This is a genomic window from Rhizobium sp. C104 (assembly GCF_022354505.1).
Lineage (GTDB): Bacteria > Pseudomonadota > Alphaproteobacteria > Rhizobiales > Rhizobiaceae > Rhizobium > Rhizobium redzepovicii.
Genome location: NZ_CP092348.1, coordinates 1,168,396 through 1,194,010, shown reverse-complemented (window position 1 = coordinate 1,194,010; position 25,615 = coordinate 1,168,396). Strand labels below are relative to the sequence as shown.

17 protein-coding genes and 3 pseudogenes are annotated in these 25,615 nt (G+C 63.2%); 11 read left to right on the top strand and 9 right to left on the bottom strand.

Annotation, left to right across the window (positions count from 1 at the left end):
- The first annotated feature begins 60 nt into the window (after positions 1-60).
- Positions 61-987 carry a pseudouridine-5'-phosphate glycosidase gene (locus MF410_RS07030; protein ID WP_054183126.1) on the top strand — a complete coding sequence of 309 codons (927 nt, stop codon included), beginning with the start codon at positions 61-63 and terminating at the stop codon, positions 985-987.
- A gap of 266 nt (positions 988-1,253) precedes the next feature.
- Here the strand turns inward: MF410_RS07030 and MF410_RS07025 are convergent.
- A pseudogene (locus MF410_RS07025) lies at positions 1,254-3,856 on the bottom strand (ATP-binding protein).
- Between the two features lie 307 nt (positions 3,857-4,163).
- Between MF410_RS07025 and MF410_RS07020 the strand changes: the two are divergent.
- Both MF410_RS07020 and MF410_RS07015 read left to right on the top strand, forming a co-directional pair.
- Positions 4,164-5,221 (top strand): annotated as a pseudogene (locus tag MF410_RS07020) (flagellar biosynthetic protein FliO).
- 413 nt (positions 5,222-5,634) lie between these two features.
- Complete coding sequence (locus MF410_RS07015; protein ID WP_131711038.1) at positions 5,635-6,279, top strand: DUF1062 domain-containing protein; 645 nt, start codon at positions 5,635-5,637, stop codon at positions 6,277-6,279.
- A 60-nt stretch (positions 6,280-6,339) separates the two neighbouring features.
- Here MF410_RS07015 and dksA read toward each other — a convergent pair whose 3' ends face one another.
- Positions 6,340-6,759 (bottom strand): RNA polymerase-binding protein DksA, encoded by a 420-nt coding sequence (dksA, locus tag MF410_RS07010; protein WP_003569003.1) that lies wholly within the window; start codon positions 6,757-6,759, stop codon positions 6,340-6,342.
- A 276-nt stretch (positions 6,760-7,035) separates the two neighbouring features.
- On the opposite strand from dksA, the gene MF410_RS07005 reads away from it, so the two are divergent.
- The 4 genes from MF410_RS07005 to MF410_RS06990 all read left to right on the top strand — a co-directional run bounded on the left by MF410_RS07005 (position 7,036) and on the right by MF410_RS06990 (position 10,919).
- A complete protein-coding gene (locus tag MF410_RS07005; RefSeq protein ID WP_097628582.1) occupies positions 7,036-7,530 on the top strand; it encodes a histidine phosphatase family protein in 495 nt (164 codons plus the stop codon).
- A 75-nt stretch (positions 7,531-7,605) separates the two neighbouring features.
- Complete coding sequence (locus MF410_RS07000) at positions 7,606-9,081, top strand: YcjX family protein (protein ID WP_222134654.1); 1,476 nt, start codon at positions 7,606-7,608, stop codon at positions 9,079-9,081.
- A complete protein-coding gene (locus MF410_RS06995; RefSeq protein ID WP_097628580.1) occupies positions 9,078-10,157 on the top strand; it encodes a TIGR01620 family protein in 1,080 nt (359 codons plus the stop codon). Before MF410_RS07000 ends, MF410_RS06995 begins: the two co-directional genes overlap by 4 nt.
- Before the next feature lie 210 nt (positions 10,158-10,367).
- Positions 10,368-10,919: a hypothetical protein gene (locus MF410_RS06990; RefSeq protein WP_003579600.1), complete on the top strand. Its 552-nt coding sequence runs from the start codon at positions 10,368-10,370 to the stop codon at positions 10,917-10,919.
- Between the two features lie 89 nt (positions 10,920-11,008).
- On the opposite strand, the gene folK is transcribed toward MF410_RS06990, so the two are convergent.
- From folK to folP, 3 genes are read right to left on the bottom strand one after another with little or no spacing between them, the layout of a single operon-like run.
- The gene (gene folK / locus MF410_RS06985) at positions 11,009-11,527 is read right to left on the bottom strand and encodes a 2-amino-4-hydroxy-6-hydroxymethyldihydropteridine diphosphokinase (protein WP_183781938.1); all 519 of its coding nucleotides are present in this window, start codon (positions 11,525-11,527) and stop codon (positions 11,009-11,011) included.
- Positions 11,520-11,885: a dihydroneopterin aldolase gene (folB, locus tag MF410_RS06980; RefSeq protein ID WP_097628577.1), complete on the bottom strand. Its 366-nt coding sequence runs from the start codon at positions 11,883-11,885 to the stop codon at positions 11,520-11,522. Before folB ends, folK begins: the two co-directional genes overlap by 8 nt.
- Entirely contained in the window at positions 11,882-12,751 is an 870-nt protein-coding gene (gene folP, locus MF410_RS06975; RefSeq protein WP_097628576.1) for a dihydropteroate synthase, read from the bottom strand. Before folP ends, folB begins: the two co-directional genes overlap by 4 nt.
- 101 nt (positions 12,752-12,852) lie before the next feature.
- Between folP and MF410_RS06970 the strand changes: the two genes are divergently transcribed.
- Positions 12,853-13,479: a DUF922 domain-containing protein gene (locus MF410_RS06970; protein ID WP_097628575.1), complete on the top strand. Its 627-nt coding sequence runs from the start codon at positions 12,853-12,855 to the stop codon at positions 13,477-13,479.
- A 312-nt stretch (positions 13,480-13,791) separates the two neighbouring features.
- Here MF410_RS06970 and MF410_RS06965 read toward each other — a convergent pair whose 3' ends face one another.
- Both MF410_RS06965 and MF410_RS06960 read right to left on the bottom strand, forming a co-directional pair.
- On the bottom strand, positions 13,792-14,112 hold the full coding sequence (locus MF410_RS06965; RefSeq protein ID WP_085737415.1) for a 2Fe-2S iron-sulfur cluster-binding protein: 321 nt from the start codon (positions 14,110-14,112) through the stop codon (positions 13,792-13,794).
- Between the two features lie 200 nt (positions 14,113-14,312).
- Positions 14,313-14,696 carry an Hpt domain-containing protein gene (locus MF410_RS06960; RefSeq protein WP_003569019.1) on the bottom strand — a complete coding sequence of 128 codons (384 nt, stop codon included), beginning with the start codon at positions 14,694-14,696 and terminating at the stop codon, positions 14,313-14,315.
- Between the two features lie 463 nt (positions 14,697-15,159).
- On the opposite strand from MF410_RS06960, the pseudogene MF410_RS06955 reads away from it, so the two are divergent.
- A pseudogene (locus MF410_RS06955) lies at positions 15,160-22,153 on the top strand (hypothetical protein).
- 149 nt (positions 22,154-22,302) lie between these two features.
- On the top strand, positions 22,303-22,863 hold the full coding sequence (locus tag MF410_RS06950) for a cysteine hydrolase family protein (RefSeq protein ID WP_131711008.1): 561 nt from the start codon (positions 22,303-22,305) through the stop codon (positions 22,861-22,863).
- Positions 22,864-22,886: 23 nt separating this feature from the next.
- Here MF410_RS06950 and MF410_RS06945 read toward each other — a convergent pair whose 3' ends face one another.
- Both MF410_RS06945 and MF410_RS06940 read right to left on the bottom strand, forming a co-directional pair.
- Entirely contained in the window at positions 22,887-23,408 is a 522-nt protein-coding gene (locus MF410_RS06945) for an AAA family ATPase (protein ID WP_131711009.1), read from the bottom strand.
- 191 nt (positions 23,409-23,599) lie between these two features.
- Positions 23,600-24,349 (bottom strand): aminoacyl--tRNA ligase-related protein, encoded by a 750-nt coding sequence (locus tag MF410_RS06940; RefSeq protein WP_131711010.1) that lies wholly within the window; start codon positions 24,347-24,349, stop codon positions 23,600-23,602.
- Between the two features lie 385 nt (positions 24,350-24,734).
- Here MF410_RS06940 and MF410_RS06935 point away from each other — a divergent pair, with 385 nt between their 5' ends.
- Positions 24,735-25,610: a D-alanyl-D-alanine carboxypeptidase family protein gene (locus MF410_RS06935; protein ID WP_131711011.1), complete on the top strand. Its 876-nt coding sequence runs from the start codon at positions 24,735-24,737 to the stop codon at positions 25,608-25,610.
- Positions 25,611-25,615 lie beyond the last annotated feature (5 nt).

Here is a 25,615-nt window from a genome sequence, read left to right as displayed (position 1 = left end):
TGAGGTGCGAAAACCGCTGACACGCTTCGGCATCATGCTCATCGACGACAGGACAACATCATGACCAAGCCCATTTCGCCCCTTCTGCCGATTGCCTATTCGAAAGAGGTTGCCAGCGCCAAGCAGCGCGGCGCGCCGCTGGTGGCGCTAGAATCGACCATCATCACCCATGGCATGCCCTATCCCGGCAATATCGAGATGGCCCGCAGCGTCGAGACGATCATTCGCGAACAGGGCGCGGTGCCGGCAACCATCGCCGTCATTCATGGCACGCTGCATATCGGCCTTGAAGCCGGCGAACTGGAGCAGCTTGCCAAGGCGACCGAAGTGATGAAGGTATCGCGCGCCGATCTCGCCTTCGCGATCGCCGAGCGCCGCACCGGCGCCACCACGGTGGCCGCGACGATGATTGCCGCCGCCCGCGCCGGCATCCGCGTCTTTGCCACAGGCGGCATCGGAGGCGTGCACCGAGGCGCCGAGGAAAGCTTCGATATATCGGCCGATCTCGAGGAACTCGCCCGCACCGGCGTCATCGTCGTCTGCGCCGGCGCCAAGGCGATCCTCGACATTCCGAAGACGCTGGAAGTGCTGGAAACCCGCGGCGTTCCCGTCGTCACCTATGAGAGCGAAGAATTCCCCGCCTTCTGGTCACGCGCCTCGGGCATCCGCAGCCCACTGTCGCTGAACAGCCCGGCCGCCATCGCCAATTTCCAGACGGTGCGCGAACAGCTCGGCATCGACGGCGGCATGCTCATCGCCAATCCGGTGCCGGAAGCCGACGAGATCGCCCGCGAAGAGATGGAGATCTACATTGAGCGGGCACTCGACAGCGCCGAGCGCGACGAGATCACGGGCAAGGCGGTGACGCCTTATCTGCTCTCGACCATCTTCGATCTGACGGACGGCCAGAGCCTGAAGACGAATATTGCGCTGGTCGAGAACAATGCGCGGCTGGCGGCTGAGATTGCCGTGGCGTTGGGTGAGTGAGGCCTACGGGGCAGGCCGGAATCGCCTTGCCAGACAGCTGCTGCCGTTCCAGCCCCCTCTGCCCTACCGGGCATCTCCCCCACAGGTGGGGAGATTGGCTGAGACGCAATGGCTTCCCCCAACAATTGGCGTCGCAGCTCGCCGAAACGTTGATGTGGCGAGAAGGTTCCGCCGCTTGTGATCTCCCCACAGGTGGGGGAGATGCCCGGCAGGGCAGAGGGGGCGGCCGCGGCACGCCCTGTCTACTAAGGCGATGCCGGCTGCCCTCACCCGTCCAGCGTCTCCTTCACCACCACAGCTAATTGCTTCAGCGAAAACGGCTTCGGCAAAAACCCGAATTTCGCGTCCGGCGGCAGGTTCCGGGCAAAGGCATCTTCGGCGTAACCCGAGACGAAGATGAATTTCATGTCGGGATAGGTCTTGCGCAACTCGCGCAGCAGCGTCGGGCCGTCCATCTCGGGCATGACGACGTCGGACACGACGATGTCGACCTTGCCTTCCAGCTCTTCCAAGATGGCGAGCGCCTCGACGCCCGAGCCGGCTTCGTGCACGGTATAACCGCGCGTTTCCAGCATGCGCTTGCCGCCGCGGCGCACCGCCTCCTCGTCTTCGACGAGAAGGATGACCGCCGATCCCGTCAGGTCCTCCGGCTGTTGCGCCGTTGGCGCCTCCGGCCGAATGCCGATCTCGGCGACGGCGCTGTCGATCGCACCCGCTTCCGCGGCCACCGCCGGCTCCGGGATGTGGCGCGGCAGGAAGACCCGGAAGGTCGTGCCCTTGCCGACTTCGGATTCCGGCTGGATATAGCCGCCCGATTGCTTGACGATGCCATAGACCATGGCGAGACCAAGCCCGGTGCCCTTGCCGACATCCTTGGTGGTGAAGAAGGGCTCGAAGATCTTGTCCATGATTTCGGGCGCGATACCGGTGCCGTTGTCGGCGACTTCGATCAGCACCATGTCCTCAGCCGGCATGTAGGAATAGTTGAAGGCGGAGACCTCGGAAGCAGTCAGGTTTCGGGTGCGCAGCGTCAGTGTGCCACCCTCGGGCATGGCGTCGCGCGCATTGACGCAGAGATTGATCAGCACCTGTTCGAATTGCGAAAGGTCGGTTTTGACGGGCCAGAGGTCGCGGCCATATTGCACGTCGAGCTTGACATTGGTGCCGGAGAGCAGCCGGTCGACCAGCATGCGCAGGTCGCCGACGACATCGGTGAGGTTGAGCACCGAGGGCCGCATCGTCTGCTTGCGCGAGAAGGCGAGCAACTGGCGCACCAGCACCGCGGCGCGGTTGGCGTTGCGCTTGATTTCCATCAGGTCGGCAAAGCTCGCATCGGCCGGCCGTGCCTGCAGCAGCAGATGGTCGGAGGAAAGCAGGATCGCCGTCAGCACATTGTTGAAATCATGCGCGATGCCGCCGGCGAGCGTTCCGACGGCATTCATCTTCTGCGTCTGCGCCATCTGCGCTTCCAGCGCCTTCTGCTCGGTCACCTCGACGGCGTAGACGATCGCCGCCTCCTCGGGCGCCTCGTCGCTCTGGTCGATGACGGCGTTGACGTAGAAACGGAAATAGCGCGCTTCGTCGGTCGGCGTGCGGGTATCGAGGGGCGCAATGTCGCCCTGCCGGTCCTTGGCCGCTGCCAGCGCCTCGGCGAGCTGCGGCCGGTCGCTTTCCTGCACGATGGTTTCGAGATGCGGCGCCTTTTCGAGATCGTCGCGCGAGACGACGCCGGAGAACATCTTCAGGAACGGTGCGTTGGTCCGCAGGATGCGCCCGTCCCCGTCCACCGAGGCGATCGCCATCGGCGTATTGTTGAAGAAGCGGGTGAACCGCATGGCGGCGGCCGAAGCGGACTGGCCGCCCGCCTCGCTCTTTTCACGCCCCAGCACGATCGTCCGGCTTTCGCCGGGTGCGCCGTCGCGCATCGAGGTGACGCTGTGGATGATCTGCACCGGCAGGCTCTGGCCGTTGGTCTTGCGCAGGTCGAGATCGAGCGTCACCGTCTTCTTCAGGCCGGGTTCGGCCTGCACCGACTGGATGAGCGCCAGCCCCTCGCCCGCCACCACGTCGCCGATGGTCATCGAGCCCGGCACGAATTTGGTGAGATCGAGGCCTAGCCACTCGGCAAGCGTGGCGTTCAGATAGAAGATCTCGCCCTTCCTGCCGGCTGAGAAGAAACCGGCCGGCGCATGGTCGAGATAGTCGATCGCGTTCTGCAATTCCTTGAAGAAGCGCTCCTGGTCGTCCCGCTCCGTGGTGATATCGGTAATCTGCCAGATCTGCAGCGGCTTGCCGCCGTTTTCCTCCGGCTGCAGCAGCCGCGCCTTCAGCCGATACCAATGGGCGCCTGAGCTGTTGCTGCCGGGGCCGACGGCGCGCAGCAGGCGGAATTCCTCCCGGCCTTCCTTGCCCTCGCGCAGGCCGTTGACCAGCCGATAGAGCGCCTCATTCGATTCGCGGTGGCGCGACAGCAGGCTTTCCAGCGTCTGCACCTCGGTCGCCTTGCGCGCGCCGGTCAGCGCACCATAGGCGGCGTTGGCATATATGATCCGGCCCTTTTCGTCGGTGATCAGCGTGCCGTCGGGATGGCTGTTGAGGAAGGCGCGCGCCAGGCTGTCGGACTGACGCTGCGGCATCACCTCGATGAAGCCGATGACCGAGGATACCAGGAAGAAGATGCCAACCATGGCAAGCACGCCGAGACCGCCGAGCACGATCTCATTGTCGAGCGATCTCTTGAAGACGACGAAGCCGCCGGCGGCTGCAATCAGCACAAGGGCCAGCAGAAGAATGCGCAAAACCGTGCCAGAACGCCCCCACGATCCACAAGCGGTGCGTTATAATCGTCGGCCTGACGCGGTTTCGTCATGTATTCCTCACATAAGTCCCTCCAGCTTCGTAGCACGAACACGAAGCGGGAATCAGGCACTCTTTCCTTCTTAGCAATTTGCCGCGTTGGCAAAAACACCGGTGGTCGGCAAGACTGCTTGAATTCACAGGCAACAGCGCCATCTGCCCCTGAACCCTGACGCGGCCGACCGTGCGCAACATCGGCGAGCGCCCAATCCGCGGAACACGAAAACGCGTTCTCCCGTGACTGGACAGCACCGGCGGCCCTTGCCTAAGGAACGGAAAAGTCGTCAATATGTGCCGAATATGAAATGGAGTGAGTGACTATGTTGGATGATGTTGTCGGAGCTTATGGCAGCCGTTTTCTGCTTGCCGCCGGTGGCGTCGGTCTGGCGCTTCTCCTGCTCATCCTCGTGCTCTGGGTGATCCGCAGCCGGGCGCCCTCGCCCTTCGTGCGCGGCGGCCGCAACCGCCAGCCGCGTCTGCAGGTCCTGGATGCCGCCGCTGTCGATGCCCGTCGCCGGCTGGTGCTGGTGCGCCGCGACGACGTCGAGCATCTGATCATGATCGGCGGCCCGAGCGATATAGTCATCGAAAGCCGTATCCTGCCCGCAGCGGCCGAACAGCCGGAAATCGCCGGCCTTCCACAACCTGTCGAACAGCGTCCAGTATCACCCCCGGCGCAGCCGGAACCGTCCCCGTTTCTCCGCCCCGCGCTGCAATTGCAGCTCCGGCCTCACCGCCTGCCGCAGCCCGCGTCGAGCCGGCCGCCGAGCCTTCCTTCTCCGCACCGGTTTCGCCCGAGCCGCGCCCGCGCCCCGAACCGCAGGCCCAGCAGGCCGCAGCACCGCCGGTGGCGACCAGCCCTCTTCCGGCAAACCGGGTGATAGCGCCCCTGTCGGCCGAACGCGACATTCCTCCACCTGCCCCACCCCAGCCGCGCCCGCCGGAGCGTCCTGTTGCTCCCCCGGTCGCGCCCGCAGCGTTCCACGATACCGCAAGTGCGGCCGAGATCCTCGATGCCGCCCGTCAGCGCGTGCTGCCGCAGCAGCGCATTGAACCCGAGATCTCCGCACCGCCTGTCCAGCACATGCCGCCCGCCGCCCCCGGCCCAGCCGAAGACGATGCGGCTGCGCAATCGGCAGCGGCGACCCGCCATGATTTCCAGCGGGTGCTGGAAGAGGAGATGTCGAACAATCTGACGGCCGAACGCATCGTGCCGGCGCCGGCAAACCAGGCCCCCCGCCAAGCCATACCGCAGCCGCAGCCGAGCAACCTGCCGCGCCGCGATCCCGACCTCGCCCCAATCACCGGCGCCGATACGGAACTGCAGAAAGAAGTCGCCCGCATCTTCGGCGAAATGAGCGTCAATCGCGACAAATGAGGGCAAAGGCCCCCGCGTCACGCCGGGTTGCCGCGCCCTCTCCTTCACCATGAAGTTGCACAAAAGCCGCATACCGCGGCTTTTTCAGTGTCCGAATGTCTTTGGCCTCCCCATCATGCCGATCATTTGCTATCGATCGGGGTGAAGAGCGTTGGCGCATCCGAGGTTGCATTTTGCCTAAGTAAACACCGGTCTCACTCCAGTTTCACCCGTACTGCCGTCTAGCGACATGCTGGCGGCATGCGACCATGTTCATCGGGTGGTGGCGAGAGACCGGTTTGGCATTGTTCCAATGTGCCATGTGCAGTTCCGCTGTCTCAGCTCTTCAGCCGCCCACAACATCGCCACACCGCGCCCGCAAGGGTTTCTCCTGCACCATCTCGATGGACTTCCGAACGGAAGACCAAGACGATATGTGCAAGACGCTTCAGGTCCGATGGACCATTATTCCCAAGACAGCTCCCCAGCCCTGGATCGCATGCGGCGGATGCGGAGGCATGAGAGCCTTCCAATCCAGCGGCAAGATTCGGCTGAACGCCAACGGCCGCAAACTGGATGCCTGGCTGATCTACAAATGCCTGACCTGCGAAAGGACATGGAACCGGCCGATCTTCGAGCGCCGCAATGTCCGCGACATCGATCCTGCGGTCCTTGACGCGCTGCAGGCCAACGATCCGGACTGGATCCGGGCAGAGACCTTCAACCTCGATGCTCTCCGACGCAAATCGCTGCGTATGGACGAGTTTGCCGAATTTGAAATCACCAAGGAGATGCGGCACGAAACCGCAAATTGGACGACATTGGCAATCGAACTGACGGTCCCTGTCCCAACAAGCACCCGCCTCGACCGTCTGCTGGCCTCGGAACTGAAGCTTTCACGCTCGAGACTGCAGGCCCTTCACACTGAAGGCATGGTTCGGACGGATCCTGAGAAGGCGGACATCCTGCGACACCGCCTGAGGAACGGCACCCTTGTGACGATCGACCTCTCCATGGAGGCCGAGCGAGAGCAATCGTGGAAAGCTCTGGCGATAGGCATTTGTGCAGCGGAGCAGTGATCAACGAACAAGCGCCGCGATCCGATCGCGGCGCTTGCTCTCACCTCTGCATGAAAACCATTATTCGTCGCGATAGACTTTTTCGCGGCGTTCGTGGCGCTCCTGCGCCTCGATCGACAGCGTCGCGATCGGGCGGGCGTCGAGACGCTTGAGGCCGATTGGTTCGCCGGTTTCCTCGCAATAGCCGTAAGTACCGTCTTCGATGCGCTGCAGTGCCGCGTCGATCTTGGAAATCAGCTTTCTCTGCCGATCACGGGCGCGAAGTTCGATCGCCCGGTCGGTTTCCGAGGACGCCCGGTCGGCGAGGTCGGGATGGTTTGCGCTTTCCTCGGCCAGGTGGTCGAGGGTTTCGCGCGCTTCTCGAAGGATATCATTTCTCCATGCAACCAGCTTGGTCCTGAAGTAGGCACGCTGGTTTACGTTCATGAACTCTTCCTCTTCCGAGGGAACGTAATTGCTAAGATCGATCTTCTCACTCAACGCGATTCTCCTGAAGAACATCTCATCTGGGCGGGTGTATATCCCAAGCGCTAGCCGCGATTCAAGCCAAATACGACAGGTAAACAGATTTTTAAATCTGTTACAATTTTAGGCTAACGATCTATTTTGTCATGGTTATTCCGGCTACCGTTTTCTTCTTCGCCTTCAAAACGCCGTGTTGTCAGCCACGTTTTGCGCCGTCGCAGCATGGCCAGCGATTGACGGCGGCCAAGCGCAACCGCTACTGAAAAGACCCGCCCGATCCTGGATTTGCCCATGACCGTACCGCTGCCTCCGCCGAACCGCATCTATCTCCTGCGTCATGCCGAGGCGGCCTGGGCCGAACCCGGACAGCGCGATTTCGACCGGCCGCTCAACGAAAAGGGCTTCGGCGATGCCGAGATCATTGCCGACAAAGCCGCCGACAAGGGCTACCGTCCCGATCTGCTGATCAGTTCGACGGCGCTGCGCTGCCGCGGCACTGCCGATGCGGTCCATCGGGCGATGGGCCTTACGCTCGACATCCGTTATGTCGATGCGCTCTACAACGCCACGGTCGATAACTACCTGGAAATCGTCGATTCGCAGGAAGAGGCGGCCGTCATGCTGGTCGGCCACAATCCAACCATGGAGCAGGCGCTGGAGGCGCTGATCGGCCATGAGGCGATGGCAAGCGCCCTTCCCGGCGGCTTCCCGACGGCGGGCCTTGCCGTCGTCGATTACGACGCTTCAGCCGGCGGTTGGCGTCTCATCGATTTCGTGGTTGTCTGAAAGCTTTCGCGCCGCGTCTTTTTCAGGCGGCACGTCCTTCCTATATTGCCGGCAGTCACCAACCGGAATTGCGCCTTGCCGCCACGCCTCACATCCTTTACCGACGACGCCCGCATCGCCCTCGACAATCTCGCCGATCGGGCAAGCGGCCTCGTCAATCCGACCGTGCGGCTCGGCGTCACGGGCCTCTCCCGCTCCGGCAAGACGGTCTTCATTTCCTCGCTGGTACACAATCTTCTGCATGGCGGCCGCCTGCCGCTGTTCGAGCCGGTGCAGTCCGGCCGCGTCTCGGCGGTGCGGCTGGAGCCGCAGCCCGACGATGCCGTACCGCGCTTCCAATACGAGGATCATATCCGCGCGCTGGTGAAGGATCGTATTTGGCCGGATTCGACCCGCGCCATCTCTGAGCTGCGCATCACACTGGATTATCAGAGCGCCAGCGGCTGGAACCGGCTTTTTTCGCCCGGCCGTTTGTCGATCGATATCGTCGACTATCCGGGCGAATGGCTGCTCGACCTGCCGCTGCTCGGCAAGGATTACCGCACCTTTAGCGAGGAAACGATCGCGCTAGCGAAAACCGGCGTCCGCTCCGAACTGTCGCGCGGATGGCTGGCGCTGACCCATGCCGCCGATATCCAGGCCCGCGCCGACGAGATGATCGCCCGCGGCCTCGCCACCGCCTTTGCCGATTATCTCAAGGCCTGCAAGGCCGACGAACGCTCGCTCTCCACCCTGCCGCCCGGCCGCCTGCTGCTGCCCGGCGATCTCGACGGCTCGCCGGCGCTGACCTTCGCACCGCTGGCCTTGCCGGCGGACGGCCGTCCCGGGCGCAACTCGCTCTGGACGATGATGGAGCGGCGCTACGAGGCCTATAAATCAGTCGTCGTCAAACCCTTCTTCCGCGAGCATTTCGCCCGGCTCGACCGCCAGATCGTGCTGGTCGATGCGCTTCAGGCGATGAACCGCGGCCCCGAAGCCGTCCAGGATCTGGAACGCGCGCTGACCGATGTGCTCGCCTGTTTCCGCCCCGGCACCAATTCGCTGCTCTCCTCGCTGCTCGGGCGCCGCATCGACCGCGTGCTGGTCGCCGCGACCAAGGCCGATCATCTCCACCATGAAAGCCACGACCGGCTCGACGCGCTGACCCGCCGCCTGGTCGATCGCGCCATCGACCGCATCGGCATGGCGGGTGCGGGCATCGACGTCATGGCGCTCGCCTCCGTGCGCGCCACCCGAGAGGCATCCGTCAAGCGCGACGGACATGACCTGCCTGTCATCGTCGGCACGCCGATGGAGGGCGAAACCATCGCCGGCGAGCGTTTCGACGGCCAGAGAAAGACCGCGATCTTTCCCGGCGACCTGCCGGCGGATCCAGAAAGCCTGTTCGACCGCATCGCCGCGGGCGAGAGCGGCTTGCGGCTGCCCGATGTCAATGTCGTCAGGTTCCGCCCGCCTCAGCTTGAGGAAACCGGCGGCGGCATCAAGCTGTCGGTCCCGCATATCCGCCTCGACCGCGCCATGCAGTTCCTGTTCGGAGATCGTCTCGCATGAGCCAGCCCCCCTCCGATCCGCCACGCCGCCCGCCCGCGGCTTTCATCTACGAGGACGAGGCCACCGAGCGCCTTGACAACGGCCGCCAGGCAGAGCAGCGGCGCAAGCCGGAAAGCTTCTCCGAAAACATCGTCGTGACGGCGGATGAGGACGATCCCTTCCTCAATCCCGACAAGGATCTGAGCGCAGTGCCCGTGGCAACGCCGCTGAGACGCCGAACCTCCTTCGGCAAGATCGCCGCCGGCGCCTTCGGCATTCTGCTGTCGCTTGGCATCGGCCTCTGGACCGATAGGCTGATCCGCGATCTCTTCACCCGTGCCGACTGGTTGGGCTATGCGGCGCTGGCCGTGCTTGCGGTCGGCATCCTCGCCGTGCTTGCGCTCATCATCCGCGAAACATTAGGGATGATGCGCCTTGCCGCCGTCCAGGCGATCAAGGCCGAAGCGGAAGCCGCGATGGTCGAAACCCGGCCGGCACGGGCGCGCGCCGTCGTCGCCCGCCTGAGCACGCTGCTGTCGGCCAATCCCGAGACATCGAAGGGCCGCGCCACGCTGAAGGCGACGGAAAGCGAGGTCATCGATCCCCCGCATCTGATTGCGCTCGCCGAACGGGAATTGCTCACGCCCCTCGACCGCAAGGCCCGTGCCCTGATCGTCAACGCCTCCAAGCGCGTCTCAATCGTCACCGCCGTCAGCCCGCGCGCCGTGGTCGACCTGCTCTACGTCCTCTATGAGGCCGTGCGTCTTATCCGCGCCATGGCCGAGCTTTACGGCGGCCGTCCCGGCACGCTCGGCATGTTCCGTCTGCTGCGCGACGTGCTGGCGCATCTGGCCGTCACCGGCTCGATCGCCGTCGGCGACAGCCTCGTCCAGCAGGTGCTCGGCCATGGGCTGGCCTCCAAGCTCTCGGCCCGGCTCGGCGAAGGCGTCATCAACGCCCTGATGACCGCCCGCATTGGAATCGCGGCAATGGATCTCTGCCGCCCGCTCGCCTTCCATGCCCTGAAGCGGCCGGGAATCGGCGATTTCATCGGCGACCTCACGCCCTCCATGTCGCCGCGCGGCAACACTCCTTGAGAGTCGGAGCAATTCCGCACACTTTGCCATCCCTAACGGAATGTTGGCGAAATTACAGCAGATTCAAGGCTCTAATAGCGACAAGCTAAAATCTGGACCGCGCGAAACCCCTGTATTCCAGCGCATTTCGGCACGATTGAAAGGAAGGATTAACCATTCCCAGGCAAAACTTGCAGCCAGTTCGTGAGTGGTGTTTGCCAAGGAAAATCCATGTATTCGCGCAAGTTTCTCATTATATGCGGTCTGGCCGCCGCGGCATTGTCTCCCGTCGCAGACGTCGCTCCGGCAGCTACCGCCGCAACCCGTGACAAGGCCTTCTTCGATTCCGTCGCCGGCTCATGGAAGGGCCCGGGCGAAATCGTCGCCGGCAAATACAAGGGGACGAAATTCACCTGCAACCTGATCGGCGAGCCCACGGGCGACAGCGGCGCCGGCATCAAGCTCGACGGCACCTGCCGCGTCGGCGTCTTCAAGCAGCCGATGACAGCCGTCATCTCGCAGTCGGGCTCGACCTACAAGGGCAAGTTCCTTGACGGCGCCGCCGGCAAGGGTCTTGACGTCGTCTCTGGCGCCGTCAGCGAAGATACCGTCGTCGTCGGCATCAACCGCGCCAAGCTGAACGGCGCGATGATCGCCCGCGTGCGTGATGACAAGACGATGAACGTCACTGTTTCGGTCAAGGTCGAAAGCCAGATGATCCCGGTCATCGGCCTGACGCTGACCCGCCAGGTCGACGAGATGGCCGTCGGGTCCATCCAGTAGATCAATCGCACCGCGGATTTTCCTGAAGCTACAGCGCATTTTCCTAAAGCGGCGGGTTTCCCGCCGTTTTCCGTTTCAGGATCTCTGCCTCAGGTTTGGAGCCACCAGTCGCGGCTGTTGTTGGCGACTTCGATGCCCGCTACCTCTGCATCTTCAAGCCAGTCGCTGACCGCCCTGCCCTTGACGATAAGGTCCGGCGCGATATCGGCAAGCGGCATCAGCACGAAACCGCGATCGGTCATGCGCGGATGCGGCAGTTCCAGCCGCGGCGCCTCCTGGATGACGTCGCCATAGGTCAGCACGTCGATGTCGAGTGTGCGCGGCCCCCAGCGCTCGATACGCTCGCGTTTCATCTCCCGTTCGATCGACAGACAGACATCGAGCAAGGTCTCCGGCTCCAGCCGGGTTTCGACGGCAGCGCAGGCGTTGAAGAAGAAGGATTGGTCGGTCTTGCCCCAGGGTGGCGTGCGGTAGAGCCGCGAGACCGCCGTAACCCGGCAGTCATCTCGTCCGTCCAGCCGCTGCAGTGCGACGGCCATCGCCTTGACGGGATCGCCGATGTTGCCGCCGAGGCCGAGTGTGGCCGATTGCAATGCAGTCTCAGGCAAAGTGTTCAACGCTCACCTGCACGAAATCGAGCACGCCGGGCACCGGCGCATTCGGCTTGCGCACCGTGATCTTTGCGCGCCGGACCTGCGGGAATGTATCGCAGAGTCCCTTGGCGATATCGAGCGCCAGGGCCTCGATCAGGTAACGCCGTTTGCCGGTGACGATCCCCTCGATCACCGTGAAGGCGATGCCGTAATTGACGGTATCGTCGATCGAATCGCTTTTCAGCGCCTCGCCGGCAACGACATCGAGCTCGGCATCGACGAAGAAGCGCTGGCCGAGGAATTCCTCCTCGTCGTGCACGCCGTGGCGCGCAAAGAAGGCGCAGTTCTGCAGCGTGATCGTGTAGGTGGTCATGTCGGCCGCTTCCTCTCGAATTCCTGGCGCGCATTCAGCATAGCATCGGCGATATCAAGCGCATCCCTGTTGATTGCGACATTGTGCACCCGGAAAACAGCAGCCCCTTGAAGCCTGAGCAGGGCGCTGGTGACGGCCGTCGCCGCATCCCTGTCTGCCGCCTCACGCCCCGTCACCGCGCCGAGGAAGCGCTTGCGCGACGTCCCGGCAAGCAGCGGCAGTCCGAAGCGGGAAAGTTCGGAAAATCGCGCCATCAGTTCGAGGTTCTCCTCCGCCGTCTCCTTGGCAAAACCGAAGCCCGGATCGAGCACGATGCGGTCGCTGTTGACGCCGGCGGCCTGAGCGATCTCAAGCGACCGCTTGAGAAAATGCACTTGGTCGGCAATCACGTCCGGAAGCTTCGCCCTGTCGCGGCCGGTATGCATGATGCAGAGCCCGGCCCCGGTCGCCGCGGCGATGTCGGCGATATCGGGCTCCTTCTGCAGCCCGAACACATCGTTGACGATATGGGCGCCGGCACTGACCGCCAGCCGCGCCGTTTCGGCGCGATAGGTATCGATCGAGATCAGCGCCTGGGTGCGCCCGCGCAGCGCCTCGATGACCGGCAGCACGCGCGCCTGCTCCTCGGAAGGACTGACGGCAGCGGCGTTCGGGCGGGTCGATTCCCCGCCGATGTCGACAATCCCGGCACCCTCGCTCACCGCGCGAAGCGCGTGCTCGACAGCAGCATCGACGGTTTCGAAGCGTCCGCCGTCGGAAAAGGAGTCCGGCGTCACATTGATGATCGCCATGATGAGAGAACGACGGCCGAGTTCGATCTCCCGGCCATGGCCCACACGCCATAAACTGCCTTCGAACCCTGTCACCAGACTTATCCTATCGATCGCGAAAAAAGCGCCATCCGATATTGCGCTTGCGGTGGCTATGCCCCAAGCTCCGGTCGATTTCAACACGGGTTGCGTTCAGAATGCCGCTTGCAGTGCGTTATATGGTCCTTCCTATCGCCTTTTCCATTGCTCTTTCCGTCTGCAGCCCAGTGGCAGCAGAAGTGATCGCATCGAAAAGCTATTCCTATTTCGACATCCGCGGCAAAACCGCGGATGAGCTCGACCGCGAACTCAGCCGGCGCGGCCCGACCTCGAGCGGCTCCTCGGCGCGCCACCCCGGCGCCACCAAGATCCGCTTCGGCGGTGAAGCCACCTATATCCAGGATAACGGACGTTGCCGTGTCGGCAACGTCAAGGTCACGGTCCACACCCAGATCATCCTGCCGCGCTGGAACAGCCGCAAGGGCGCCAGCAAGGAGCTGTCAATGATCTGGGACGCCCTGTCGAGCGATATCAAGCGCCACGAGGAGCGCCATGCCGAAATCGCCCGCGATCAGGCCCGCGCCATGGAACGCGCCATCCGCACCTTGCCTCAGCAGCGCAGCTGCGAGGCCATGCAGGAACTCGTCTCAGGCGAATCAGCTCGCGGTATAGAGGAGCACGATCGGCAGCAGGCGCGATTCGACCGGGTCGAGGCGGTCAATTTCCAGAAGCGCATGCTGAGATTGTTGAACAATCGAATCAACGGCCGAGCCGGCGCAAAATAAGGCTTTTTCAGTCTGGTTGCGAGCGGAAAACCTTAGCTGCACAACGAAACTTGTGCGAAACTTGCACCCTCCCCAGTGATTGAATGGTCATTTTTCATCCTGGCAGACTCAACCGGGACGCGTTAATATGAACACATTCGAAAGTGCAGCTACGGCATCTGCTCTTTCATCGCTGGGTTCTCCTGGCGCGTTCCGAAGCCGCGGATGTTCCTCCCTCATCCGTAGGTAATGCGCCCGCCTCGCCTCGCTCGCACCAGCGCGCGAGGCGTCTTTTTTGTGGATCCCATTCCGGCGAAGTGTGCAGCTCGGCGCTTAAGCCTGGCGTTCCGGCACGTGCACCACGAGCCCGTCATAGGCAGCCTTCATGCGGATCTGACAGGACAGCCGCGAGGTCGGGCGCACATCGAAGGCGAAGTCGAGCATATCCTCTTCCATCGCTTCCGGCTGGCCGACTTGCTCGGTCCATGCCTCATCGACATAGACATGACAGGTCGCGCAGGCGCAAGCGCCGCCGCATTCAGCCTCGATGCCGGGCACCGAATTGCGCACGGCATTCTCCATGACGGTGGAGCCTTGGTCGACATCGAGGTCGAAGCGCGTGCCGTCGAAGGCGACGATGGTAAGTTTTGGCATCAGGACTATTTCCGGTCTTCAAATGATGGGCGGATTTTCTTCCGACAATTCGACGCTTCAGTCAACATCGGGAAAGTCGCCATAACCTCGCAGATCGGGCCTCCGCCCGCCGTCTTCAAAGCGTCATGGAAGACGTCGCAAAAAGACCCGCGGTTCCGCAATGGAACAACGGGCCTCATTCAAACTATCTCAAACAAGGCTCAGCCGCGGCAGAGCTTGAGGATGAAATTCTCGGCGTCGATGACGGCGGCACCGAGCGCTGCCGTCGCCCCGGCGTCACCGCCGGTTTCCTCGACGGCTTCGGCCGTCTGCGACACGCGGAACGCCCCCACCGAGCTTGCCGCGCCCTTCAGGCGGTGTGCGGCCGCGCCGACGCGGATGGTTTCGCCGCTCGCAATATCCTGCAGGCATGCGCGAGCCTGGCGCGCAAACATCTGAAGGACTTCGATTTCCAGCGACTTGTCGCCCATCGTCTGCTTGGCGAGATGGACGAGATCGATCGGCCGGACCTTGGAGGGACAGGGTCCCTTTGCATTATCCGGCGCCTCGAATACGATGTTCAAAGCTGCCATCTGAGCTGCCATTGCCAATTCTCCCGTCTCGTGTCGTGCGCAGTTGCAACAGTTCTGCGACAGGAGGGTGGCCATCGCGTTAAATTCCGACACATGCAGGGCGGAAATCTCGCCATATGGTTAACATCCGTTAAATATCGCTAAATTATTGGTTTTTAAGCGGTGCCGCAGATTTAAAGATGTTAACAACGGGTTAACGAGCTTGGAATCTCAAGCCTTCATTAATTGTGTGAAGAGCCCAGATGTGTCACTACGATACTGGTGGAGCGGGTTTACGGTACGCGCCTTTGCCGAGCGAGTGGATAATGGTAGTGTTTTGATACCTTCCGTTTGAAAAAGCGGCTATCTACTCTGAAATAACATGCTTATCCGTCCGTCGTTGGGATGGAAGGCTGGAACGGCAAAGTTGTTCCCCGGCGAGGCGGAAGCCCGGGATTGCGCTGCCGGACCGGCCGACAGTAACGAGGCATAACCAATGGCGAACAACAAATATAACGAGTCGATTGAGGACAAGGCGTTCAAGGCATTGGACGAGGCGCTCCAGATCGACTTCGGCAAAGATAACGTGCCGTCTCGCCGCGGCGATGCGCCAGAGGCCCCGGAGGCTAATGTGTCTGATCCAGTGAATGCGCGTAACCAGCAGGCCCAGGAAGAAGCGCAGCGCCGCAACCGCCGCAGCGCCGGGGCCGAGCAGGCTTCCAGGGGGCCGGCTTTCACGCCCGCCAACGATGCCAGCCGCAACACGCCCGCCTCGATTCTGAAATCCTTCGACGGCGCCTCCAGCCGCTCGGCGGTGCGCACCGCCACGCTGTTCTCAGTGCTTTGGGTCATGGGCGGCCTCGGCCTGATGTCGCTGCTTTATGCCCCGCAGATCTGGCAGATCCGTTCGCTCGCCGATCTCGTCGCCCTGCCTGGCGTCATCGCCGGCCTCGTCGGCATCATTATCCCCGTCATGATGTTCTATGCTTTCGCCATCATGATCGCCCGCGCCCAGGACATGCGCAACGCCGCCCGTTCCATGGCGGAGGTCGCATTGCGACTGGCGGAGCCGGAAACCATCGCCTCCGAGCGCATCATGACCGTCGGCCAGGCCGTGCGCCGTGAGGTCTCGGCCATGAATGAAGGCATCGAACGCACCATCGCGCGTGCGTCCGAACTCGAAACGCTTGTCCATTCCGAAGTTAATGCACTTGAACGCTCCTATGCCGACAACGAGTTGCGCGTCCGCGGCCTCGTCCACGAACTCGGCTCGGAGCGCGAGGCGATCGTCAACCATGCCGATCGCATCCGCACCTCGATCGGCAGCGTCCATGACCAGTTGAAGGAAGAGCTCTCGCTGGCAACCGAAGAGATCGCCGTGCGGCTTTCCACATCGGGCGAAGCCTTTGCCTCGCTGATCGATACGCGCGCCGCGACGATTCTGGAAAAATCGGACAATGCCCTGCAATCGATCGGCAGCCTGCTCGCCGCCAAGACCGATAGCCTGCTGCAGACGCTGAACGCATCGGGTTTCGCGCTCGCCACCGAATTCGACAACCGCCTCGAAGCGCTCTCCGTCAACCTCAATGACCATGGCGAAAAACTGCTCAGCCAATTCGAGACGCGCGCCTCAACCATGGACAGCAGCACCGAGAAACTGAATGCCGCGCTGCACGAGCGCACGCAGCAGCTCAGCGAGATACTGATCGCCCGCACCCGCGAGATCAATGAGAGCCTCACTTCAGGTGAACGCACCATCGGCGGCACGCTTGACGACGTGCTGTCGAAGCTGAACAGCGCCCTCGATGAAAAGGGAGCGAGCTTCCGCCAGAGCCTGCAGAGCACCGCCGACGACGCCGTCATGGATCTCGACGTCCGCTCCGGCTTCTTCGAAGAACGGCTCCAGACGACCGTCGCCCAGCTGTCTACCGCCTTCGACGAACGGGTCGCTGAATTCACTAGCGCCTTCGACAAGCGCACCGGCTCGCTCGACACCAAGCTGATGGAGAGCCTCGCCCGCATCAACGAGACGCTGACCGGCGGCTCGGATTCGATCGACGGCATCCTAAGTTCCGGCATCGACCGGCTGAGCTCCTCGATGACCGACCAGTCGCTGGCACTCGCCACTGCGCTTTCCACCGGCCACGAAGTGCTGGAAAGCGCGCTCGGCACCCGGGCGGACGAAATCACCGCGGCGCTCACCAACCGCACCGGCGAACTGACTTCGGCGCTGCAGAGCGCCACTTCGGAAATCGCGCTGACGCTTGCATCCGGCACCTCCGATCTCCAGAACAATCTTCAGGCCCGCTCGGCCGAATTCCGCGACACGCTGCGCACCACCACCAGCGATCTGACCACCGCCGTTGCCGCCGGCACCGAGCAGGTCACCGCAGCCTTCGGCGGCCGCGGCGAGGAGCTGAGCGGCATGCTGACTGCCCGCGCTGCCGAAATCAGCGAGGCGCTCGGCACGGCCCACGGCCGCATCGACAACGTCATGGCCGAGCGCGGCGGTGCGCTTGTCGATGCGCTTACCACCCATCACGGCCGCTTCGAAGAAGCGCTGACATCACGCGCCGATGCCATCATCGATGCCGTCTCCGGCACCCATGACCGTCTGGCCGAGACGCTCGACGAAAAGGCGATGGCCCTCGCCATCTCCCTCAACGAGAGCCAGGCCCGCATCGAGGATACGCTCGAGACCCGCTCGGAAGCGCTGCTGAACGCGGTATCGGGCACGCATGACCGCCTCTCCGAGACACTCGATGAAAAGGCCATGGCGCTCGCCATTTCGCTCAATGAAAACCAGGCCCGCATTGAAGATACGCTCGAGACCCGCTCCACGGCCCTGCTGAACGCCGTCTCCGGCACCCATGACCGCCTGTCCGAAACGCTGGACAGCAAGGCCGCCGCCCTGACCACCTCGCTCGATGAGCGCCATGCCCGCATCGACAATGCGCTTGGAACCCGTGCCGAGGCATTGCTGAACACCGTGTCCGGCACGCGCGACCGACTTGCCGAGACCCTCGACGAAAAGGCGGCGGCCTTCGCCATCTCCTTGAACGAGAGCCAGGCCCGCATCGAAGAGACGCTTCAGACCCGCTCGGCGGCTCTGTTGAACGCTGTCTCCGGCACGCATGATCGTCTGTCCGAAACGCTGGAAGGCAAAGTGGAAGCTTTTGCCACCTCGCTCAGCGAAGGCCAGGCTCGCATCGAGGAGACGCTCGAAAGCCGCTCCGCGGCCCTCTTGAATGCGGTCTCCGGCACCCATGAGCGCCTGTCCGAAACGCTGGATGAAAAGGCGATGACGCTCGCCATCTCGCTGAATGAGAGCCAGTCACGGATCGAAGACACGCTCGAAGCGCGCTCCGAAGCCTTCCTCAAGGCCGTGTCCGGCACGCATGAGCGGCTTTCGGAAACGCTCGATGAAAAGTCGGCAGCCCTCGCCGCCTCGCTCAACGAAGGTCAGAGCCGCCTGCAGGACACGCTTGACAGCCGCTCGGAATCCTTCCTCAGTGCGGTCTCCACTACCCACGACCGCCTGTCCGAGACACTCGACGACCGGGCAATGGCGCTTGCCATTTCGCTGAACGAGAGCCAGAGCCGGCTCGAGGAAACCCTGACCTCAGGCGCCGATGCCATCACCCAGGCGGTCTCCGGCACGCATGACGGCCTGAACGGTGTGCTCGACCGGAAAGCTGCGGCCATCGCCTCCTCGCTGAATGAAGGCCAGGCCCGCCTCGAGGAAGCCCTGGTGCACCGCACCGCCGCGATCATCGGTGCCGTAACGGCAACGCACGACAGGCTGACCGACACGCTCGACGAAAAGACCATGGCGCTCGCCATTTCGCTCGACGACAACCAGAGCCGCTTCGACAGCGTGCTCGAAGCGCGCAGCAACGCCATCATGGAGGCCGTCTCCGGCGCCGAGTCGCGCGTCGCCAGCGCCTTCACCGACAAGACCGATGCTATCCGCGCCGCTTACACCGACAATCAGCAACGGCTCGAAAATGCGCTTTCCGAGCATAGTGCCGCCCTTTCCGGCGTTCTCGATGCCGGCGGCGCTCGCTTCGAGGATCTCGTCGGCGGCCTGACCGGCCGCATCGAAGGTCGTCTGAGCGATGCCCATGCGCGGCTCGGAGGCCTCGCCGACGAGGCCGCGGCGCGTATCGAAGGCGGGCTCACCTCTGCCCATGAGCGCATCCGCACGACGCTTGAAGATCGCGCCAATGCCATCGATCTGTCGCTGAACCAGGCCCATACGCTTATCAACGATACGCTGACGGAACACGCGACCAGCATCGGCACCTCGGTGGCGACGAGCGTCAGCATGCTCGAAATGTCGCTGGAGGACCGTGAAGCCTCGATCCGCCAGGCTATCGATGCCAGCGCCCAGACGTTGGAAGAGCGCATGCATGCCGGCGCCGGCCAGATCGCCGGCCGCTTCCAGGAGGCGGCAAATGCGATTTCCACCTCCACGCAGAATTTCTCCGCCCAACTCGATCAGTCTGTCGAAAGCCTGACCGGCCGTTTTGAAGAAACCGGATCGCGGGTGGAATCCGGTCTAGCGGCGATCGAGACCCGCATCAGCAACGGCGTCGGCGGTGTCGCCGAAAGGGTCGAAGCCGCCAGCGGCCAGCTCTCCGGCGTGCTTGCCGACGGCATCTCCCGTATCAGCGCGCTTAGCGACGACGCCAACCGGCGTATCACCGCGACGCTCGAAGGCAGCGCCGCAAACCTCACCCAGGCGATCGACAGCCGCGCCGCCAATCTGGCCGAGACGCTCGACAGCCGCGCTACAACCCTGACCGGCGCCATCGACGGCCGCACCGCCAGCCTTGGCGAAACCCTCGACCGCGGCAATGAACGCATCGAGGAACGTCTGTCCACCATGGATCGTGCGTTGACCGTCGGCCTCGATGCCGTCAACCGCACCATCGAAGGCAAGGCCGCCGGCCTCGCCTCGACGCTGCGCAGCGCGGTTGCCGAGGCGGCCCAGGGAATGGAAGGCGAAGCGACGAGAACCACCGAGCTGCTCGGCAAGACCGGCCAGCAATTCGCCGTCGATCTCAATGCGAAAAGCGACGAATTCACCCGCACCATGGATGAGCGCTCGTCGCAGATCGTCACCCGCGTCGCCGAAGCCCAGAGCCGGCTGGCAAGCCAGGCCGCCGCCGTCGCCCAGACCTTCTCGGAAGCCGGCAACGCCATCGTCAACAAGGTTGCCGAGGCCGAGACCATCGTCGGTACGCAGGTCAATGCCATCTCCAAGGCGCTGTCGGATGCCGGCCAGTCTCTGGAGACGCGCGGCGATGCCATCCGCTCAACGTTGTCGGGAGCCGGCAACGAGATTTCCGCCACCATGGCGGATGTCGATCGGGCGCTCGAAGCCCGCAGCAACGCTATCCGCTCCAATCTCGAGGAGCGCGCCCGCGAGATCGATACGACCTTTTCCGGCATCGACCGGGCGCTCGAAGCGCGCGGCAATTCGATCCGCGCGACACTCGACGAGCGCACCCGCGACCTCAACTCGATGCTCGCTGGCCGTTCGGTCGAATTGACGCGCATCCTCGACGAAACTGCCCGTCCGATCATCGACCGATATACCGATGCCGGCGAACAGGCCGCCGCCCGCATCACCGCAGCAGCCAACCTCAGCGCCGACCGTCTGCGTACCGAAAACGAAGCGCTCGCCAGCGCCGTTGCCGCCCGCACCGAGAATGTCGCCAACGCCGTCAGCGCCATCGAAAACAGCCTGGTCGGCAACGTCAACGGCCTCGTCGAGCGCATGTCGGAAAGCAGCGCGGCGATGGCGATGATGATGAACCGCGCCGTCGAGCAAGCTGACCAGCGTCGACAGCCGTCTCGGCGAAACCACGACGCGCTTTGCCGACTCCACCACCAAGGCTGCCGAAATGGTCAACGCCTCGACCCGGCTTCTCGAAGGCAAGGTCGACCGCCTCTCCGACATTTCGGGGCAGACGCTGTCACAGGTCGGCGGCATCATCGGCCGGTTCGACGAACACTCCAAGGTCCTGACACAGGCCTCGCAGCTTCTCGGCGCCGCCCAGTCCAACCTTGCCTCGACGCTCGAAGAGCGCGAAGGCGCGCTGCAAGCGCTCTCCGTCAGCCTGGTTCAACGCTCCGACGAGATCGAGAAGACCATGCGCGGCCTCGGCGGCATGATCGAGACCGTGTTCGAGCGAGCCGAACAGCGCTCCAGCCAGGTCACCGGCAATCTGCGCCAGGGCGTGCAGTCCTCCTTCGCCGATATCGGCCGCATTCTTACCGAAACCGAGAAACGCGCCCAGGAAGCCGCCGAGACGATGCGCGAGGCGATCACCCGCGCCGGCGACGAGGCCAATACGACGATCGACGGCACCTTCGCCAATGTCGAGCGTCGCTCCGGCGACCTCTCCAACCGCATACGCGGTGGCCTGACGGCGTCGCTGTCGGAAGTCGAGCGCATGCTCGGCGAAGCCGGCCGCGCCTCCGACGGCGCCGCCCAGCACATGCGCGAAGCATTGCGCGAAGCGATCGATGATGCCGTCGGCCGCTTCTCCGGCGCCACCGATGATATCCGCCGCTCCGCCGCCGACATCCGCAACGAGCTCGACGCCACCCGCGCCGAACTGAAGCGCGGCGCCTTCGACCTTCCCGAGGAAGCCAAGGAAAGCGCCTCGGCCATGCGCCGGGCCGTCGCCGAGCAGATCAAGGCGCTGCAGGATATCTCCCAGCTCGTCGGCCGCTCCAGCCAGCAGCTCGAGATCTCTGAGCCCGTCGCCCGCACGCTCGCCCAGACGCAGCCGGCCCCGCGTGCCGCCCAGCCGATCCCAAGTCAGCCGACCGCAAGTCAGCCGGTGACGCCCCCGCCGCCACAGCCGGCAGCGCCCGCGCCGATCGAAGCGACGGGCCTGCGCGGAACGATCGCCCCGCCGGCACCTGCTGCCGCTCCGCAGCCTGCGCCTGCCCGTCAGGAACCAGGCCGCCAGGAACCGGCTCGTGCCGAAAGCGGCGGCTGGATCAGCGATCTGCTGCGCGGCGCATCACGTGAGGAGGCCGCCGACGAGGCGCCTGCCCGTGCCCCGGCTCGCTCGGCGGAAACCGCCACACCGGCCGCACGCAGCAGTGACATCCGCAATCCGCGCCATGTCGTCGAATCGCTGAACTCGCTCTCTGTCGATATCGCCCGCGCCATCGATCACGACGCCTCGGTCGATCTGTGGCGCCGCTATCAGCGCGGCGAGCGCGACGTCTTCACCCGCCGCCTGTACACGCTGAAGGGCCAGCAGACCTTTGACGAGATCAAGCGCAAATATGACCGCGAACCGGAATTCCGCACCGCCGTCGATCGCTATATCGGTGATTTCGAAAAGCTGCTGGCCGACGTCGCCCGCACCGACCCGAACCAGATCGTCTCGCAGTCCTACCTGACCTCAGATACGGGCAAGGTCTACACCATGCTTGCCCATGCCGCAGGCAGGCTCAGCTGAGTTTGCCGATTTGAATTGACGTTGAGGGAAAGCCGCTTGACCATGTGTCAGGCGGCTTTTCTCGTAAGATGCCGGTGCGACTAAAACCTCTCTTGCAGCCATTGGCGAGTACCGAGCCCCCTTTGTCCAGCCACGGAAAACCGCCCCGAATGACCCAGGCCCTTCTGATCATCGACGTGCAGAATGCGATCCTTTCCGGAAAAGCCTTGCCGGAGCGCCAGCCCGAGATTGATGCCGCACTCGACGAGACCGTCGCGCGGCTGGCGTCGCTTCAGGAGAAAGCTCGGAATGCGGGCGCGCCGGTCGTGCTGATCCAACATGACGGCGACAGTGGTCACCGCTTGGCCGTCGGCACGGAAGGATGGGCGCTGCGCCAGGAGATTGCGCCGGAACCAGGCGAGGTCGTCGTGCGCAAGAAAAGCGCCGATTCTTTCTTCGAGACCGACCTTGCCGAACGCCTGAACGAACGCTCGATCACTCACCTCGTCATCGGCGGCTGCATGTCGCAATTCTGCGTCGACACGACGGTCAGGCGCGCCGTTTCTCTTGGCTATAACGTGACGCTGGTGGCGGATGGCCACACCACCGGCGATACGGCGACCCTTACCTTCTCCGAGATTGTCGCCCACCACAATGAAACGCTCGACGGTTTCGACGCCGGCAGGGCGATCGTCGATATCCGTCCCACCGCCAACATTGATTTTTCATAAGGCTCCGGCAGCAACAGCCAACATCAAATCGGAAGCAGGCGATCGGTCCTCAACTTGACGATCAGCGCCTCGACGACCTCCGGCACATCCCTCGCAGCCGTATCGACAATGATCGGCCTCCGCCCCCAATCGTCATATTCTCGCTCGACGGTTTCCTGCCACGTCGGCTTCACCAGACCTTCCACATCCGTTTTCCGCGTCTCGGCCCGACGGCGGTGCTCGATCTTGTCGGAACAGATCACTTCCACTTCGACCGCGAGCACGCCGGACCGCGCCGCGACCGCCAGCCAAGCGTCGCGGGTTATGTCAAGCGGATTGACCGAGTCGGCAATCACCACGCGGCCGAGGGTGAGATTGTCCTCGGCAACCCCATAGGCGACGACATACCCTGCCGGACCGACGTCTCTTGCAGGGTCACCACCGGACACTCTGATCGCCTGCTCGATGGTGTCCACCCGGACGTATAAGGCACCCAGCCGTTTCGCGAGCGCGCGGGCAACAGTCGTTTTCCCGCTCCCCGGCAAGCCGCCAAAGATAATCAGCATGGCTTCTCATCCCATTGTTCGATGAATGCATGTAGGCCCGAGGAGATATACAATCGTGTCCTTGTCGCTGATCCTATTCATAGCAACGGGACGCCCGAACGTTCAACGCCGGCAAACGACGACAGCTCGCTACCAACCGCACCATGTGCCATGGAAAGCCGGGACCGCCGCAGCGACCCCGGTTCCCTTTCTCACCGATCGGCCGCTATGCCCCAATTGTAAACGCACCGATCGAGACCGATGGCGATTTCCAGCACGAGGACGCCATGGTCGACAGCAGGTCCTTTTTTTGGTTGCGACCGATAGCGTTGCGGAAAGTCCGTGCGTCGCGAGATCGAGCAGACCTCCATCCATTTGTCGCCATTGTCGACCTCGATATCCATCGTCACCTCGGAATAGGCCGGCAGCCGGTCGGAGGGCACGATCCGCGTCGGTAGATGGATCAGCGAGGCGATCATGCGGCGCACCGGTTCGAGGCAGGCGGCGTGATAGTCGTTGCCGCTGTCGGTCGTGAAGGCGCATTGGAATTCCAGCTGCCAGAACTCCTTCAGCCGGATGTGTTTGGTCGCCTGCTCCTGCTCGCGGCGATAGGACCGGCCCGCCTGCCAGACGCAGAGCGGCAGCCGCGTCTTCGAGTGGTTGCCGAGAATATACTGCATATAGGCATAGGTTGACGGCGTGGTCTCAGGTCTCAGCACCAGCGCGGTATCGCCGGCGGAAAGCTGTTCTTGGACCCAAATATCGACGTTCGAATAGGCGCTGGAAACCATCTCCAGCGGCATCAGCGCCGGCGCCTCGACCCTTCTGACATCCCAGGCCGGATTGACCGATTTGAGAAAGCGGCCGACCTCTTGCGAGAAGAAGCCGATCATATGATCGCGCAGATGGATCTCGCGCTCCTCCCAATGGACGAGCGAATTGACATGATAAAGATTGAGCACGGCGCCTGTCTCCCTGGCAGCCTTGATTGACGTGGTGAGGGGCTTTACGTCCAGCAGCGCGCCGGACGCCCGGAGCGCCCAACGTCACAGCGGGACGCGGAGACCTCGTCCGTCAAATGCGCGCACACTCGCGACCTGCAGGCAGGTGCTGAAATGGCGAGAGAAAGGGGCGCGCTTCATGGTCATGATCGAATTTTCTACGTGCCGCCCGTGCCTTTGCCAAAACCCCAATTCGCTGAGACAAAATGAATCAGCTGTGGATGGGCTTTTTTATTGCCGCCCGTCCTTCATTTGGTCACAAACTTTCTCGATCGGCTTGCGTTTAGCTAACGGCTGACCCGACCTTCCAACGCTCGACCTTCCAACGACAGAGACAGTAACATCGATGACCAAGACGACCTCCCGGCTCCTTGCCACCGCGCTCTCTTCCGCCGTTCTGCTGGGCGCGTTCACCCTGGCCGAGGCCGGCCAGGCGAGCTTCGTCGTCGATGCGCAATCCGGTCAGGTTCTCGAAGCCTCCAATCAGGACGACCTGAACTATCCGGCGTCGCTGACCAAGATGATGACGCTCTACCTCGCCTTCGAGGCCCTGCATGAGGGACGCCTCACCTGGGACCAGAAGCTCACCATGTCGGAAAATGCCGAGAGCAAGGAACCGTTCAAGCTCGCCGTCGGCGCCGGCCGCCAGGTGACGCTGCGCGAAGCGGTCGAAAGCATCGTCGTCTTGTCCGCCAACGATTCTGCCGTGGCGATCGCCGAACAGCTCGGCGGCTCCGAACAGGCTTTTGCCAAAGCGATGACCGACAAGGCGCGCCAGCTCGGCATGACGAATACGGTCTTCAGGAATCCCTCGGGCCTTCCCGATCCCGAGCAGGTCACCTCGGCGCGAGATATGGCAACTCTCGGCATTTCGCTGATGCGGGACTTTCCCGAGGAGTTCAAGCTCTTCTCTATGCGCGGCTTCCAGTTCCGCGGCATGAAGCTGCGCGGCCACAACAACCTCATGTATCGTTATGACGGCGTCGACGGCATCAAGACCGGTTATACCGACGCATCGGGCTATAATGTCGTGACATCGGCGCTGAAGGACGGCCGCCGCGTCGTCGGCGTCGTCATGGGTGAAAAGACAGCGAGCCTGCGCGACGACAAGATGGCAGGCCTGCTGGACAGCACCCTGTCTCCCTCATCAAGCGCGACAGCTTCCACAACGCCGAGCAACCAGCCCGGAGCGACGATGACGGATGCGCAGCCGACAAAATAGGCTGC

What these genes read in the sequence shown, in the direction of transcription:
- MF410_RS06965 (WP_085737415.1), bottom strand. Translation starts at nt 14,112, where the DNA reads ATGCCAAAACTTACCATCGTCGCCTTCGACGGCACGCGCTTCGACCTC.
- MF410_RS07030 (WP_054183126.1), top strand. Translation starts at nt 61, where the DNA reads ATGACCAAGCCCATTTCGCCCCTTCTGCCGATTGCCTATTCGAAAGAG.
- MF410_RS06960 (WP_003569019.1), bottom strand. Translation starts at nt 14,696, where the DNA reads ATGGCAGCTCAGATGGCAGCTTTGAACATCGTATTCGAGGCGCCGGAT.
- MF410_RS07015 (WP_131711038.1), top strand. Translation starts at nt 5,635, where the DNA reads ATGTGCAAGACGCTTCAGGTCCGATGGACCATTATTCCCAAGACAGCT.
- MF410_RS07005 (WP_097628582.1), top strand. Translation starts at nt 7,036, where the DNA reads ATGACCGTACCGCTGCCTCCGCCGAACCGCATCTATCTCCTGCGTCAT.
- MF410_RS06935 (WP_131711011.1), top strand. Translation starts at nt 24,735, where the DNA reads ATGACCAAGACGACCTCCCGGCTCCTTGCCACCGCGCTCTCTTCCGCC.
- MF410_RS06995 (WP_097628580.1), top strand. Translation starts at nt 9,078, where the DNA reads ATGAGCCAGCCCCCCTCCGATCCGCCACGCCGCCCGCCCGCGGCTTTC.
- MF410_RS06945 (WP_131711009.1), bottom strand. Translation starts at nt 23,408, where the DNA reads ATGCTGATTATCTTTGGCGGCTTGCCGGGGAGCGGGAAAACGACTGTT.
- MF410_RS06970 (WP_097628575.1), top strand. Translation starts at nt 12,853, where the DNA reads ATGCCGCTTGCAGTGCGTTATATGGTCCTTCCTATCGCCTTTTCCATT.
- folB (WP_097628577.1), bottom strand. Translation starts at nt 11,885, where the DNA reads ATGACCACCTACACGATCACGCTGCAGAACTGCGCCTTCTTTGCGCGC.
- MF410_RS06990 (WP_003579600.1), top strand. Translation starts at nt 10,368, where the DNA reads ATGTATTCGCGCAAGTTTCTCATTATATGCGGTCTGGCCGCCGCGGCA.
- MF410_RS06950 (WP_131711008.1), top strand. Translation starts at nt 22,303, where the DNA reads ATGACCCAGGCCCTTCTGATCATCGACGTGCAGAATGCGATCCTTTCC.